Source organism: Virgisporangium aurantiacum, assembly GCF_016863635.1.
Classification (GTDB): Bacteria; Actinomycetota; Actinomycetes; order Mycobacteriales; family Micromonosporaceae; genus Virgisporangium; species Virgisporangium aurantiacum.
Genome location: NZ_BOPG01000028.1, coordinates 38,773 through 54,593, shown reverse-complemented (window position 1 = coordinate 54,593; position 15,821 = coordinate 38,773). Strand labels below are relative to the sequence as shown.

General features: G+C 70.4%; 5 protein-coding genes. 2 read left to right on the top strand and 3 right to left on the bottom strand.

Annotation, left to right across the window (positions count from 1 at the left end; all coding sequences use genetic code 11):
• The first annotated feature begins 2 nt into the window (after positions 1-2).
• Both Vau01_RS22830 and Vau01_RS22825 read left to right on the top strand, forming a co-directional pair.
• Complete coding sequence (locus Vau01_RS22830; RefSeq protein ID WP_203996141.1) at positions 3-686, top strand: DUF3558 family protein; 684 nt, start codon at positions 3-5, stop codon at positions 684-686.
• A 203-nt stretch (positions 687-889) separates the two neighbouring features.
• Positions 890-1,039, top strand: a complete 150-nt coding sequence (locus tag Vau01_RS22825; protein WP_203996136.1) for a hypothetical protein — start codon at positions 890-892, stop codon at positions 1,037-1,039.
• Here Vau01_RS22825 and Vau01_RS22820 read toward each other — a convergent pair.
• The 3 genes from Vau01_RS22820 to Vau01_RS22810 form a co-directional block, all read right to left on the bottom strand.
• Positions 1,036-7,290 (bottom strand): RHS repeat-associated core domain-containing protein, encoded by a 6,255-nt coding sequence (locus Vau01_RS22820; protein ID WP_203996134.1) that lies wholly within the window; start codon positions 7,288-7,290, stop codon positions 1,036-1,038. The genes Vau01_RS22825 and Vau01_RS22820 overlap by 4 nt on opposite strands.
• Positions 7,287-13,952, bottom strand: coding sequence for a LamG domain-containing protein (locus Vau01_RS22815; RefSeq protein ID WP_203996132.1), 6,666 nt, complete (start codon positions 13,950-13,952; stop codon positions 7,287-7,289). The genes Vau01_RS22820 and Vau01_RS22815 overlap by 4 nt, the downstream gene beginning before the upstream one ends.
• 213 nt (positions 13,953-14,165) lie before the next feature.
• Positions 14,166-15,773: an alpha/beta fold hydrolase gene (locus Vau01_RS22810; protein WP_203996130.1), complete on the bottom strand. Its 1,608-nt coding sequence runs from the start codon at positions 15,771-15,773 to the stop codon at positions 14,166-14,168.
• Positions 15,774-15,821 lie beyond the last annotated feature (48 nt).

Sequence of the window (15,821 nt, the reverse complement as noted above, 5' to 3'; positions counted from 1 at the left end):
CCATGCACCGATGGATCCGTCCGGCCGTCGTCGTCCTGTCCACGGTCGTCGTCACCGCGTGCGGTGGGTCGACCGAGCCGGCCGGAAAGGCGGCCGACCCGGCCGAAGGCACACCGTCCGCGTCCGCGCCGGACTCCCCCATCTCCAGGTTCGCCACCCCGACCGACGCCTGCGCCGTCCTGCCCGCCGACGTCGCCGCGACGCTGAAGGTCGTCAAGAACCGGCGGACCGGCAGCAGCCTTCTCGGCTGCACGTGGGAGCTGGACACCGGCGACAAGTACAAGAGCCGCTCGATCGGCGTCGAGTACGAGGCATGGGACGACGTCCCGGGTGCGAAGACCCGTTTCGACACCAAGAAACGCAGCGACACGGCGCGTGGGCGGGGCGTCAACGTCACCATCGGCGAGACCGGTGAGGTCCGCCAGATCGGTACGCAACAACAGGACCGCAACTACGACGAGGCGTACTACTTCTACGGCAGCGCCGAGATCGCCGGCCTGACCCTCGGCAACGGTACGGTCGTCATCCGCCGCGGCAACGTGATCGTCGACATCTCCGCGCAGGGCAACGACGTCCTCCCCCCGTACACCGGCAAGCTGCGCTCGAACCCACTGGCGAGCGCGGAGGCCAAGGACATGATCGACCGGACGGCCGACGTCCTGGCCGGTGCCGTCAAACCCGGCTGACGACCTTCCCGTCGGACCGCCTCGTCGGTTCAGATGATCTGACCATGCGGATCGCTGCGGTCCGGAACCTCTGAGGGACGGATCGTGAGAGTGGGCTGCCTGCCCGGTTCCGCAGCAAGGACAAGGCCTCTCCGGACCTCACCGATGTGACGTGAGGCCTCGTCGACCGTGAATCGGTCATCCGTCACACGAGGTGCGTTGACGTGTCCGTAGGCACCTTGGGCAGTCAGGTGAACACCGACCCCGAACGGGTGGACACACAGGATCCGCACCTCGACGACAGTTCCGACCAGTTCCGGGTCCAGAACACCCCACTGCGACGGCGGCATGTCGTGGATGTCTTCGGTTCCTAATACGGAGCCCAATGCCACTCTCGCGATCGTGTCAACTGATTGAAGAGATCAATCTTTCCATACGGAATCTCCCACTCCAACCCGGGACCGCCCTCATATCTCAGTCCCGGACCGAAGTGCTCTTCGAACTCGGAGCGCCTGAACGTGAACTTGATATATCCGTCCTCGTACCCGCGCACACTATAGTCAGCCCACTTTTTCGCGACGTCTTCCGTCCCGATGTAGGCATTGCGGTTGCCCCCTGTGTGCCGTGTCGGATTCAGCCCGTTGGCAAGCTCATCTTGACCATTGCCCGCTCGTGGGGCCCGGTAGACGTGCACCAGATCATCGGATCCACAGTTGTGCACCAGTACCGGGGTGTCGCCGGCGACCACGTAGTACGTGTGGATGTCGTCGACCGTGAGGTCGAACATGAGCTTCTCGCTGCGGTAGGCCGAGACGTCGACGACCTCCGCCGTTCCACCGCCGGGGCCGCTCAGCACGTCACCCGGACGGAGGTGCCCGCCGTCCACCCAGGCGCCGCGGGCGGCGAGCCAGAACGGGTGGTTGTCCGTCGTGTGAATCGTCTCGATGCTTCCGTCCGCCTCGCGGACCCGCAGATCAACGAGATCGACATCGTCGTTCACGTGCACCTGCACCACGCGACGGGCGGCCGTCCGGCCGGTGACGGGATCGGTGGCGAGCACCGTGTCGCCGGGCTTGAGGTCCCGGATCCGTTTGGTTTTCCCGTTGGCGAGCAGAACCTTCGTGCCGGGCTCGAAGCTTCTGCCGTTGCATCCGCTGCGGGCGGTGGACTTTCCGGCGCCGCGGCGGCCGCCGCCCAACCCGCCGGGGACGTAGCCGGCGGCCTCCTCCGCGGTCTCCAGCTCCGTACGCATGAGGCGGTCCTGCTGTGCCTGCGCCCATTCGTAGGTCTTCCGGTTGCAGGCGTACTGCGCCGAGCGCTCGCAGGCACCGATCAGCGCCCACAGCGTGTCGCGGAACCGGCCACGCCGCTCGTCGTCGGTGTGGTAGTTCTCGGGTTTGTCCGAGAAGTAGCCCGCGCCGGCGAAGTCGTCCATGCCGGCGACGAGGGCGTCGACGTCGCTGACCGACGCCGGGAGCCGCAACCCGTTCAGGTAGTTGCCGTGTGTGGTCTTCTTGACCTTGATTCCGGTCTTGCTGACGCTCTGCGTCGCCCCCACCGAGCGGCAGGTGGCCGCGCCGTCCGGGCAGCGGGAGCCGTTGCCGTTGTTGATGACGCTGCCCGTCGAGCCGCCGTAGGTCGAGGCCGGGCTCTTGCCCTTGTCCCAGCCGCCGCCGCGGCATTCGCCGTCGGGGCAGTTGGTGCGGACCAGGCCGCTCGGGTCGGAGAAGGTGATCGGGCTGTTGTTGGCGTAGCCGTAACCGTTGAGCTGCTGCGGATCGCCCGGCAACAGGATCGGGTCGGTGGAGACGAACCGGCCGAGGGCGGGGTCGTACTCGCGGGCGCCGAGGTGGGTCAGCCCGGTCGAGGGGTCGGTGGTGCCGCCGACGAAGCCCTTGTCGGTCGCGAACGGCACCTGCGTGCCGCGGGGTCCGCCGAACGGGTCGAACCGGCGCCGGTTCACCGCCATCGTGTTCGCGTCGATCGTCAGGGTGGTCGTGTTCTGGTGGTCGCCCGCCAGCCACGTCCACGAACCGTCGGACCCGCCGCCACCGGTCCGGACGGCCACCGCGGCACCGCCGTGGCTGTAGTACCGGGTCGCCTTGATGGCGCCGGTTCCCTTGTCCAGGCGGACCTCCTGTGCGCCCAGATACAGGGTGACGCCGGTCGGGTCGTTGCGCAGCAACCGGTTCTGGTCGGCGCTGTACACGTACCGGGTGGCCCGCGCGCCCTCGGTGACCGTGTCGAGGCGGCCCTGCGGCGTCCAGTCGAGGGTCTGGCCCGGGCGGGTCGTGGTGTTGCCGGACGCGTCGTAGGCGAAGTCGCTGCGGCCCGGGTTGGTCGGGCCGGTCGTGGTGACCGACTGGAGCCGGTGTGTCGTGCCCTGGTAGGTGTAGCGGCGGGTGGTGTCGGCGGTCGGGCCGTGCTGCACGTCGCCGGTGCGGTTTCCGGCCGGATCGTAGGAGTAGCTGTTCCAGTACCGGGCCGGGCCGCCGAGGGACGCCACGGCCGGCGAGGTCGCGCAGTCGGCCGCCGGCGTCCAGGCGTCGGCGATCCTGCGGTGCTGGTCGTACCGGAAGCACTGCAGGTCGACATCGTTCGGTGTCGCGGTCCTGATCGAGGTGATGTTGCCGGCCGGGTCGTAGGTGTAGGCGACGTCGGCCTGTTGCGGCGCCGGCACCTCCGCGTCGACCACCTGCCGGATCAGCCGTCGGGTGCCGCGCTCGCGGTAGTTCGACAGCCAGACCCGCCGGCCCTCCTCGCCCAGTTGCACGCGATGGGTCTCGCCGTACCGCGTGTACTGGGTCGCGGTCACGTAGTCGTACGTGGTGCCGTTCAGCGCGCCGTACAGCGTCAGGGGACGGCCGCTGTCGTCGTAGGTGCGGGTGACCCGTTCGCTCTTCAGGCCCGACGTCGCGTCGCCGACCGCGGGCATCACCTCGGCCTTGAGGCTGCCGTCGACGTTGTACTCGTAGGTCGTCGTGTAGCGCTTGTTGCCCAGGGTCTGCGCGAGCACCGTCTCGGGGACGTCGAGGTGCACGCTGTTCGGCAGGTACAGGGAGTTGTAGCTGCCGACCTTGGTGGCCCACGCGGCGCCGTCGACGTACTGGGTGGCGGTGGCCGGCATCCCGATGCCCTTGTCGGCCGTGTCGTAGGTCCAGGCGGCCAGCGGCGTGGCGTCCTTGGTGACGCTGGTGCGCCGGCCCAGCGCGTCGTAGCCGTACAGCAGGCTGACGCCGCGGCCGTCGGTCGTGCCCGTCAGCTGGCCCGCGGCGTCGTACCGCATCGTGGTGACGCCGGCGTCGACGTCCTCGGTACGGATCAGCTGACCCAGCAGGTCGTAGTGGTACCGCCAGGTGTTGTTCGCGGGGTCGGTGACCGACGCCAGCTCGCCGGCCTTCGTGTAGGTGTATCGGGTGCTCTCGCCACCCTGGAGCAGTTCCACGGTCCGGCCGTGGGCGTCGAGGACCGAGGTCGTCGGTGGCGCGCCGGCCGGCGGGACGACCTGGACACGGTCGCCGGTGTACGTGATCGTCGTGGTCTGCACCGGCTGGTCGGCGACCATGAACTCGGTCTTCGAGACCCGGCCCACCTCGTCGTAGGTGGTGAGCGTGATGCCGGGGATCGCGGCGTCGGCGGCGACCCAGATCCTGTCGTCGACCGGGTTCGACTGGTAGTACGGCTCGGTCACCCGGTACTGGCGGCCCTGGCTGTCGAAGCTGGTGTCGACGATGAGCCGGCCGCCACCGGCCGCCGGCTGCTGGGTCTGCCGCGCCCGCAACAGGCCGTCGTACAACACCTTCGACGTCACCGGATTGCCGTTCGGGCCCAGCACCGTCGTCGTCACCACCGACGGCGCGTCCTTGTTGATCGCGTACGCGTACGTGTAGTTGGCCGTCGCGCCGCTGCTGCGGGTGCGGTTGGGCGCCCAGGTCGCGGAGACGCGGCCGAGCGGGTCGTAGGCGGTCTCGGTCGTCCGCTCGTTGGCGTCGGTCACCGTCCGCGGCAGGCCCCACGCCGGCTCCAGGGTCGTGGTGATCGCGTGGCCCAGGGCGTTTCTGGCCACGGTCTGCGTCACCGGGCCACCCGTCGCCGGGGTGAACGCCACGGTCGACGTGCGGTTGAGCCCGTCGGTGGTCGACTCCGCCCGGCCGTACCGGTCGTAGACGGCCGAACTCGCCGTCACGTACACCGGTTCCCTGCCCGGCTGGTGGTCCCGGGCGACCTGTGTCTGTACCACGTCGCCCCGGGTCGGCGGCTGGTCGAACCCGGTGTTGCCGTCGAACCGCACCCGCGTGTCGCTGATCAGGTCGTCGGGCAGCGTCGGCCGGCCGCCGCAGCTCACCCCGACCGTCCGGGTCCGGGCGGCCGCGTTCAGCAGCCACACGTCCGTGTTCGGGCGGAACGTCAGTTCCGTGCACCGGTCGTCGTCGGACGTGCTCATGTCGCCGAGGTCGTCGGTCTTGACCACGATTCCGCGGTCGGTGTAGTCGTGGACGACCTTCGTCTCCCGCCACCGGCCGCCGTCCAGCGCCGTGAACGTCCGTACCGTGTCGGTGCGCACGAACCGCGCCTCGTACCAGAAACTCGGCAGGTTGGGCCGAGTCACCTCCCGGCGGGCCCGCACGTCGCCGAGCTTCGGCACCGACACCGCCTTGGTGACGACCCGGTCCGTGTCGCCGAAGCGGGTCGCGGTGAAGAACGGGAAGCCGGCCAGTGCGTCGTGGTCGGCCCGCTCCGGGTTCACCCCGTCGTTGACCGTCCGGGTCCGCCGGCCGTTGCCGGGCAGCACGTCGCCGTCCATGCCCTGGTGGTAGCGCTCCTCGACGCTGGTCACCTTGCCGTAGACGTCGTCGGTCTTGCCGTTGCGGATCACCACCTTGGCGAAGCCGCGGAACTCGTTCCACGTCCGCCGGTTCTCCGCCGTGAACTCCGACGTGTCGTAGTGCCAGGCCGGATCCGAGTACTCGTACCGCACGAACTGGTCGACCTGTTCCAGGTCGGGCCCGATCCGGTCGGTCTGCGTCACCGCGTCGACGACGTGCTTGTGGAACCAGTCCTTGCGCTCGGTCTGGTCGTCCTTGGCCCACCACACCGGGAAGCAGCGGCGCGTGTTCTCGTGCTCCTGCGCCGGCTTGTCGGTCGCGGTGCAGTCCTCGCGCTTGTACTCGACGTCGACCACGCCGCCGGACTCCGACACCACCGCACTGACCCGGAACCGGTTCAACGGCGCGTACCCGTCCGTCACGTACACCCGGTTCGGCCGGCGCTCGCCCTCGAACGTCACCGCCGGCAGGGTGATCTCGCCGCCGACGTGTCCCTTGTGGACGATGCTCTGCAGCCACAGCGCGGCCTTCTCGCCGTCGCCGGGGTTCGGGAACTGGTGGGTCAGCTCCCACGAGTCCACCTGTTTGAAGGCGCCGCCGGTGGCCACGTGCGTCTTCACCGCGGCCAACCGCTTCGTCGACCAGAACGTCGGCGAGTGCCGGTCGGCGCAGGTGCCGTCGCAGTGGTTCTCCCACGGCACGTCCGGCCAGTTCGGCCAGTTCTCCTTCTTCTGCAGGCAGTCGCTGCCCGGCACGCACCGGTCGGCCGGCACGAACTCCACCCGCGCCGTGGCCGCCTCACCCGACTGCATCCCGTACGAGGCGGTCTTCAGCACACCCCCGCGGATGTAGTCCACCCCGGCCGGCAACTGGTTCAGCCCGTACCGGTTCGACTCGGCCGTGTAGTCGTAGACGATCGTGTTGCCCCGAGCGTCGACGACCCTGTCCAGGTTCCACCGCCACGCCTGCTGGCACCACGATCCGCCGAAGTTGCCCGGCCGGTTGCACGGCTCGTTCGCGTCGTCGCCGAACACCGGCACGGTCCACGTCGAGGCGGCGTCCGGCCGCGACCCGAAGAAGTACTGCATGCCGTCGACGGTGGTGACCTTCCAGAACTCACCGTTGTCGTCGCCGTTGCCGCCGTTGCCGAGCCGTTCGATCCGGCTGCCGTCGTCGTTCTGCAGCCGCCACAGGTTGCCCGTCTCGAAGACCAGTTGGCCGCCGGCACCGGGCAACGCCAACGTCGCGTTGTCGCTGCGCCAGCACAGATCTCCGGTCCGGGGCGCCGCCCCGCCCGTCGTGTCCTGCGCGCAGACGCCGTAGCTGCGCTCGATAAACCCGACCGACAGGTCCCATCCGTCGCCGACCCACGAGGGCTGGTTGTTCGTCGCGCTCGTGCGGCCGTCGACGCTCGCCGACGAGTAGCTCAACGCCAGTTGCGGCGCCAGCCCGCCCGGCACCGGCGGCACCCGCAACGGGTACGACCACTGGAACGACCCGGTGTGCCCGGACACCTGCCATCCCGCCGACGGCGCCAACGGACTCGCCGTCGCCGTACCGGCGCCCGGTAACGGCGCGCCTCCCGCCGGCTGGTTCCCGCGCAACGCGCTCGTCGTCGCCTGGTCGGACGCCGACCGCGGCAGCATCGGCTGCTGCGTCACCGGCGTCGAGGCCACGCTTTCCAGCGGCACCGACGGCTCCACCGCCGACGCGCGACGGGGCAGCGACAACGCCCCGATCGAGGACGCGATCAACACCAGGGGCAGGACGGCCGCGAGACGGCGGCGGGGCATCTTCATGCGCTGAACTCCGCGGTGGTGGTGGGCGGGTCGAGGCGGATGTAGCCGAGTTGACGGTCGACCGTGAGCCCGTCACAGTCCGACCGCATGCTCGTGAGGCGCTGTCCGTTCTGGCTGCATCGGTACAGCGGCCCGCTCGTGGCTCCGACGACCGGCGCCGACGAGATGAACCCGATCACGCCGACGGCCGTCTTGCCCTCGCACGTCGCGTCGGTGGACAGGAACCGGTCGGTGGCCTCGCGGCAGGACCACAGCGGGACCGTGCCGGGCGACTGCGTCAGGTCGAGGTACCCGTGCGCGGGACCGTCCAGCAGGTAGCCGGGCGGGGTGCCCTGAACCGTGGTGTGGTGGTCGTATCCCGGCACCCGGTAGCGCGCGAGCAGGCCGTAGGCGACCGTGAAGCCGAGCACCGTACCGGTCACCCCGGCACCGTCACATCCGGCGGTCAGGGACTCGAACCGGTCTGTCGCCGTGGCGCACGTGTAGAGCGGGACGGTCGGCAGGTTGGTGGGTCGGACGGTGTAGACCAGGCCGATCGCCCCGAGTGCCGTCTTGCCGCCGCACGCGGCGTCGCGGGCGACGAACCCGTCGCCGCCGTCGCGGCAGCCGTACAGCATCGCGGTGTTCGGACCCGCCGCCGCGGGAAGGCCGAACGTGGCGGAGAAGCGGTACCCGTCGCGGGGCGCGGTGCCGGTCGATCCCGTGTAGCGGTCGCCGTCCATGTTGACGTACGCGCCGAGCTGTCCGGCCACCGGTGCGGGCCAGCCGGCGCGCGCCGCGAGGCCCTCGTCACTGACCACGCCCGCGTCGGCCTGGATCTCGTCGAGGGCGCCGAGGAACGTGCCGGCGACGGCGCCGTTCTCCCGGGACCGGCCCAGTGCCAGTTTGCCGGTGGCCTGCCACAGCACCGTGTCGTTGCGGACGCCGACGAGCTGGCCGTCGACGTAGAGCCGCAACTGCCGGGCCGGGTAGTCGTACACGCCGGAGACGTGCGTCCACCGTTCGAGCGCCGGTTGTTTCAGCGACGCCACGTACACCATCGGCGCGCCGTCGGCGTCGCTCGCGGCCTGCCCGAAGACCCAGCGGTTCACCCCCGGGCGGTACTGCAGCACGATGCCGCTGTTGCGGTCGCCGTCCTGGCTCAGAATCGTCATGACCCGGTCCGACCGGGTCGGATAGGCCCACGCCGAGACGGTGAAGCTGTCCCGCATCAGCACACCGCGGTACGGCGACTCGGCGTATCCGCTCCCGTCGAGCCGCAGCGCCGGTCCCGTGACTCCGGGCCCGTACGTGACGCCACCGGTGACGGTGGCGTGGTTCTTGCGCCACGTCGAGTCGTTGGTGTTGTTGTCGTCGAACCGGTAGTAAACGTTCGCCGCCGGCCCGACGTCGTCGTGGACGCGGCGCACCTCACCGCCACTGAGCGGCTTGCCGAACACCCGCACGTCGTCGATGCCCCGCGGGAAGAACCCGGTGTTGGCGCCGTTGTACCTGGCCCGTCCGATGGCGAACCTGCCCTTCGCGTCGGGCACGACCACACCGACCTGCGCGGCCGAGAGCACGCCGTTGACGTAGAGCCGGACCTGTCTCAGCGTGGCGTCGTACACGATCGCGAGATGCGTCCACTCCCAGACCGGCGCGGACTCCGTCGACAGCAGCACCACCGAGTCGGCCTTGGCGTTCTCGTCGCCGCCGGCGACGACCACGGCCCACTTCTTCCACTGCGCCCGGTACTGCAGCTTCACCAGGCTGACCTGGTTGCCGTCCTGGCCGAGGATCGTGCGGTCGGTCGTCTCCTCGCGGTCGAGGTAGACCCACGCGGCCGCGGAGAAGCTCTGCGTCGTGTCGATGACCGGGCCCGCCGTCTCGGCGTAGCTGGACGTGCCGTTGAACCAGCCGGCCGGGCCGGAGCGACCGCCGGTCCACTCGGCACCACCGGCCATCGTCGCGGTCAGACCGCGTCCGCTCGTGTCGGCCGCCGTCGTGCCGGTGTTCTCGTTGAACGTCCACCGCCCGACGTTCGCGGTCGGCAGCGACGGTGAGCCGATCTCGGCCGGGTAGCTGTCGTACAGCGCCTTGATGCGGTTCTTGTCGAACGCGCCGGTGTAGAGCCGGACGTCGTCGATCGCGCTGTTCCAGAACTGCGCCGGCTGGCCGGCGAGCTTGCCACGACCGATCGCCACGCCACCCGACGACGGCCAGGGGTTGTTGAGGACCCCTTCGTCGTACCGCATTCCGTTGACGTACAGCCACAGCATCTTGGCCGCCGGGTCGTAGACGCCGGTCAGGTGCACCCACCCGTCGAGGTCGGGTTCCTCGGTCGCCACCGCCGCCCTGGTCACCACGGCGTCGGCTGCGTCGCTTTCGGGCATCTCGAAGTACCAGGCGCCGTTCGGGTACATGTCGTTGTCGATCAGGTGACCGAGGCGGAACTTGCTGCCGCTGGTGCCGTCGACGCTGACCGCGACCGTCTTGCCGGTCCGCGTGGACGGCAGCTTGACCCAGGTCGCGATCGTGAAGGCCCGGTCGGTGCGAACGTCGATCCCGGTCGTCGCCGCCTGGCCGTCCCGGCCGTCGAACTGCACGCCGTTGCCGACCCGGCCCGCCGTGAACGTGGTGCCGCCGGCCAGCGTGGCGGTCCGGGTGGTGCCGACCGCGTCGCTGAGGTTGCGCCCGCTCGGCTCGTCCATCTTCCAGTGGTGCACCAGGTTGACGTCGCGACCGGCCATCACCTTGATCTCGTCGGCGAACAACGGCCGCACGTAGGCCGCCACGTCGTCGATCGCGCCGGGGAAGTAGTCGACCCGCTGGCCGCTGCGCTGCGCCGCGCCGATGACGAACCGGGCCGCGTCCTTGTCATAACCGGTGACGTTGCCCACCGTGCCGGCGATGACCCCGTTGACGTACAGGTGCGCCTGCCGGCCCGCGGCGTCGTAGACACCGACGAGGTGCGTCCACTGTCCTATCTGGACGGCGGGTCCGGTCACCCGGGACACCGCGCCGGTCGCCTCGTCACCGCCCACGGCGAACGCCCACTTGCCGTCCGACGTCGCGTGCAGCTGGAAACCGCTGACGTTGCTGCGGTCCTGCGACACCACGGCCGGAGTGCCGCCGACCTTGTCCAGCCGGACCCAGGCCGCCACGGAGAAGTTCCGGCCGGGATTGACGACCCGATCCGTGGTGACGTAGTTGGAGGTTCCGTTCAGCCGCAGCGCCAGGTCGGTCGCGCTCGGGTCCACCGACTGACCGCCGGTGTACTCCACGGCCGAGCCGCCGGCCGTCCCGTGCTTCGCGCCCGGCGGGGTCGCCTGCAGGTTGCCGTCGAACGCCCACTGCCCGGCGGCGCCGCCGTCGCGCCCGACGATGCCCTGCAACTCCTCCTGCGTGACCGCCCGGCTGTAGGCCCGCAGCTCGTCCACCTTCCCGGGCCACGGGTTCACCACGGCGCCCTCCAGCCGGCCCCGGCCCACGATCAGCGGCCCGACGGCGTCGAAGCCGTCCGTGCGGACCGTCTCGCCCTTGAGCCAGCCGTCGACGTAGATCCGTATCTTCTTCGTCGGTGCGTCGTAGACGATCGCGACGTGCGCCGACGTGTTGACCGCAGCCGTCGACCCGCCGCTACGCACCACGGACGCTGGTTCCGGCGCGCCGGCCACGTTCCGCGCCGGCATCACCAGTTCCCACTGACCGCCGTCGACGTTGCGGAAGTTCAACATGAAGCCGCTGTTGACGCTGGCGTCCTGGGACACGGCGGTGGCCGCCGCACCCGCCGCCGGCGCCTGCTCGATGCGCAGCCAGGCGGCGATGGTGAAGCTCCGGTCGGTGCGCACCACGCGGTCGGACGTGACGGCGTAGTCGTCGGCGCCGGAGAGCTTGAGCGCCGATTTCACCTCGCCCGCGGCGTCGATCCGCGCATTGCCGTTGAGCACCATCGCCTGCCCGCCGGGCACCGAGTTCGACGCGGTACGGCTGGTCGACGGGTCGTCGAAGCTCCACTGTCCTACCTGGACGTTGTCCCTCGTGATCGAGGCACGGACCTCGCTTTCGCTCAGCGCCCGGTCGTACAGTTTCAGCTCGTCGATCCGGCCCGGGAAGAACTCGCTGTTCTGCGCGACGCCCTGCGCGTTCTTCATGCGGTGGTGACCGATCCGCAGCGGGTTGGTCGTGGACCACGCACCCGGCCGGACCTTGGAGCCGGCGAGTTCACCGTCGACGAACAACTGCATGCGGCGCAGCCCGGCGTCGTAGGTGGCGGTCAGCTGCGTCCACACGCGTTCCGTCGGCGGCCGGCTCGACCGGACGAAGTCGTAGCCGGCGGGCGTGGCCGAATCGGACTGCGGCGCGGTGAACACCCAACCCTGGAAGGCCGTCGTGTTCTGGTACTGCAGGCAGAACGCGCAGATCTCGTTGCCGCTCTGGCTCACCACCGTGGCCGTCGGCTTGTCCAGCCGGTCGAGGTACACCCACGCCGAGACCGAGTAGCTTCCGGCGGCGGGCACCTCGCCCGGAGCCGTCATCATGCCGGACACACCGTCGAGCGCCAGCCCGGTGCCGACCGCACCGTCGGTGTAGCTCGCGGAGCCCTCCAGCGTGCCGTTGCGCCACCCGAGGAACGCGGTGTCGGTGGTGTTGCCCTCGAACGACCACTGCGCCAGCGGTCCGCTGCCGGCCCGGACGTAGAAACGGTGATAGGTGACGGGGCTGCGGTGGCCGGCCCGGTCGACGCTCTGCACGTACAGGGTGCGGGGCCCGTCACCCGGCGGCAGCAGGGTGACGGTGGCGTTGCCGCCGAGCCGGTCGGCCGCCACGCTCGTCGTCGGTGTGTCGTCCGGCGGGTCGGTCCAGCTGAAGATGTAGTGGTCGATGTCCGCGACGCCGTTGGCGGTGAAGGTGAACGAGCCGGGCACGTCGACACCGCCGTGCCAGCGGTTGTCCTGGGGGTAGGTGACACCGCTGACGCCCGGTGCGACCGTCACGCCGACCCGGTCGACCCGGAACGGCCCGGGGCCGGCCCGCCACTCGGCGCCCGCGCCGGCCGGGTCGGTCGCACGGGCCGCCCAGGAGACGGTCTGGTCGTGAAAGTCGGCCAGATCGAGGCTGTACTCGTGCCAGCTTCCGCTGTTGAGCCAGTTCTCCGAGAAGATCTCCCGCCGGCCGCGGCCGTCGGTGATCGCCCAGTCGGCCCGCAACTGGTCGTTGTCGGCGTCCGAGTGCTGTGCCTTGAGCTGGACGACCCGGTTGCTGACGAACGGAACGTTGGCGCACCAGCGGCACGGCGCCGGCAGCGGCGGGTAGATGGCCACCGCGTCGGCCATGTTCGGAGTGGCGTTGAACTCGATGTACACGCGGGCGGAGTTGGAGTCGTAGCGACGCCACGCCTTCTGCGACTCGTAGGAGGTGCCCTCGTCTCCGCCCAGCATGTAGCTGGTCATGCCGCCGTGGTTGATGTTCCCGTTGGTGGGCCAGCCCGCACCGCGGTTGCCGCACCCGCTGACGGGTGCGTGTGAGAGTGCCGTGCTTCCCGGCTGGTTGTTCCAGGTCATTGCGCCGTTGATGTCGCTGTGCACGAGGAACAGCGTCTGCGAGCGGTCGTCGCACATGGTGCCGTTGGTGGCCGTGATGAGGAAGTCGGCCTTGATCACGTTGCGATTGACGAGAAAACTGGTGTCGAACATGTAGTACGTGCGGGCCGCGGCGATGCCTCTGCAGTCCGAGTCGGGGAAGTCGCGCGGGCACTGGCCGACCTTGCCCAGGTTGCCGTCCTGTCCGCCGTTCCAGTACGTGTCGTTGGGGTATCCGGAGAACACCTTCGCCCAGGCATGGCGGTACGGGGTGTGCGCGCTCGGATCCACCACCACCGGGAACCGGGTCGCCGGGTCCCGCAGCAGCGCCTGATCCGGCACCAGCGTCACCGTGTCCCGCTCCACCCGGACCCCGACGCGGGCCTGCCGCGAGCCCTCCCCCGCGGCGTGGGTGACCGGGTCGGCCCGGTCCCACATCGTCGACGGCGGCCCGGTGAGCACGACCCTGCCGCCGCGGTCGCGCATCTCGGTCGTGCCGTCGGAATTGACCTGTACCGCGATCCCCTCGGTCCGCAGCCCGAGACTGATACCGGCCAACGCCTGCTGCTTCGCGGCCGCCGCGTCCTTGACCACGAACTGCTTGACGTAGCCGTCGGGCTCGGCCCGCAGCACCAGATCGACGCCGGGAAGCACGTCCGGGTACGTCGCCGCCGAACCCGACAGCCGCGGCGCGGGCAACGACCCCGGCCACGTCAGCGCGAACGCCCCCGTCGGCACCCCGACCGCCACCAACGGCTGGCGGTCGCCACCACCGGAGAACGCGACGTCCACCGTCGCCGACCGTGGTGCGACGGAACCGTCGGCGCGGCGGACCAGCGTCGTGTCGACCGGCACCCACCGGTCACCACGCTTCGCGCGGACCGGTCGCATCGTCAGTTCGGCCGACAGGTTGCCGTCCGGCATCGCCTGCACCAGCCGGGTTTCGTCGGTCATCCCGGTGACGGTGACGTTCGTACCCTGCCGGCGCGCGGCCACCAGCGCGGTGCCGCTGTCGGCGGCCTCGGCGATCGCGGGGAGGGCCTTCGCCCGATCCGGTACCGGCGTCCACGGGGGCGCGAGCGGCGCCAGCACCAGAGCCACGACCAGAACGATCCGTGCAGGGTGCAGTTTGCCCATGTGGTCCTCCGGGTCCGCGATCGCCACGGGTGTGCAGCGCGGACAGCATTCAGGACCATACTGTCGTCCCGGTTGCGTGCCGCCAGCGCGGATACAGCACCGGAGACAGCACGAATACAGCACGGGGGCAGTACCGAACCGGGGGCCGGGCGAGCCCGACCCCCGGCGGTTTCCCTTTCAGATACGGCTGAACTGTGCCGTGGCGGCCGGTCCGGTTGGCACGCTGGCTGGCACGGGCACACCGGGGCAGCCACCGTCGATGCGACCGGTGTCGAAGAAGCCGATGACGTCGGCGGTGCATTCCATCAGCGCGGAGCCGTGCACGTCATCGTCCACTGTGTACAGCGTGCCGCCCACGATGGCCCGCGTCTGCAGCGTCCACTCGTACGGTGACGGCGTCTCCCACGGGTGTCCGGACAACACCAGCGAGCCGCCGCCGGGCCTGATCCGGAACGCCTGCACGGGCAGTGGCCAGCCGGCGCATCCGGCGGAGAAGTCGAGGGTCCGTCCCGTCATCGGGTTCCGCGCGAGGTTCTGCTGGTACGCGGCCCAGGCGGTGGCGAAGTCGGACCGGCTCGGGTCCTCGTTGCAGAACGCGGCCTTGTTCATGGTCCGGTTCGACCGCTCGGGCGCGTCCGCCGGTGGCGTCGACGGTGGCTCGTCGGGTCCGCCCAGAACCTCCTTGACCGTCGGCGGCGCGGTCGGGCCGGTCGCGTCCCGCAACTCCGCCAGTATCCGGCCGACGAGCGGCCACACCGGCGCGTTCTGCGCCGCGGCCGTCGCGATGAGACTCCCGTCGAGGGGCATCGGCAGGTCGGTGAACCGGCGTGGGTTCGCGTCGTAGTCGGCGCGGAGCGCGATGATCGCGGCGCGTACGTCGGCGGCGGTGCCGCCCAGCCCGTAGGTGTCGTCGTGCTCGGCCAGCCAGGCCGTCAGGCGACCGGCGTTGCGTTCGGCCGCTTCGATGCGTCCCTGCTGGAAGGCTGGAATGGAGAACCGTGGAATGGCGACGCTGTCCAGGAACATGCGGCCGACCTGGTGCGGGAACAGGGTGCGGTAGACGACGCCGAGCCAGGTGCCCCAGGAGATGCCGAGGAAGTTGAGCCGTGACTCGCCGAGCCCGGCCCTGATCCGGTCGAGGTCCCGGGCGACGTTGGCGGTGGTGAGCTGGCCCAGGAACGCCGGATCGGACCGCCCGCACGCGGCGAGGGCCGCGACCTGCGCGTCGTAGATCCGGCGGGCGTAGTCCTCGGTCACCGGTCCGGGCGGGGGCTGGTCGGGTTGGTCGCCCGGCGTGCAGTTCACCTTGGTGCTGTAGCCGACGCCGCGCGGGTCGAAGCCGATCAGGTCGTACCGCTCGTTCAGCCCGGCCGTCGCGTCGCCGCGGACCAGGACGTCCACCGGCATCAGGTAGCCGCTGCCACCGGGCCCACCCGGATTCAGGGCCATACTGCCCAGCCGGTGCGCCTGGTCACGCGCCTTCAGCCGGGTGAGGGCGACGGTGATCTGCCGGCCGTGCGGGTGGCGGTAGTCGAGCGGAACGCTGACGGTGCCGCACTCCAGCCGCCCCAGCAGTTCTCTGAGTTGTGGCTGCTTGTCCGGGGGCGCCAGCAGCTCCAGGGTCTGTTCGGAGTAGGCGGGACAGCTCCGCCAGGCGACCAGCGGCACGGTCTGGCCGGCGGACGCCGACGGCGCGGCGACGGCCAGCAGGCTACCCGCGAGACCGGTCGCGACCACCGTCACGGCGGCGCGCCGACCGATTCGTCGGATCTCGGATGCATTCATGGGGATCACCGTGGGGGCGGGCCGGCGTTACCCGCGTCTGCCTCGAGA

Bases quoted from the DNA above. Each gene is read 5' to 3' on its own strand.
- Vau01_RS22830 (WP_203996141.1), top strand. From the start codon at position 3: ATGCACCGATGGATCCGTCCGGCCGTCGTCGTCCTGTCCACGGTCGTC.
- Vau01_RS22810 (WP_203996130.1), bottom strand. From the start codon at position 15,773: ATGAATGCATCCGAGATCCGACGAATCGGTCGGCGCGCCGCCGTGACG.
- Vau01_RS22820 (WP_203996134.1), bottom strand. From the start codon at position 7,290: ATGAAGATGCCCCGCCGCCGTCTCGCGGCCGTCCTGCCCCTGGTGTTG.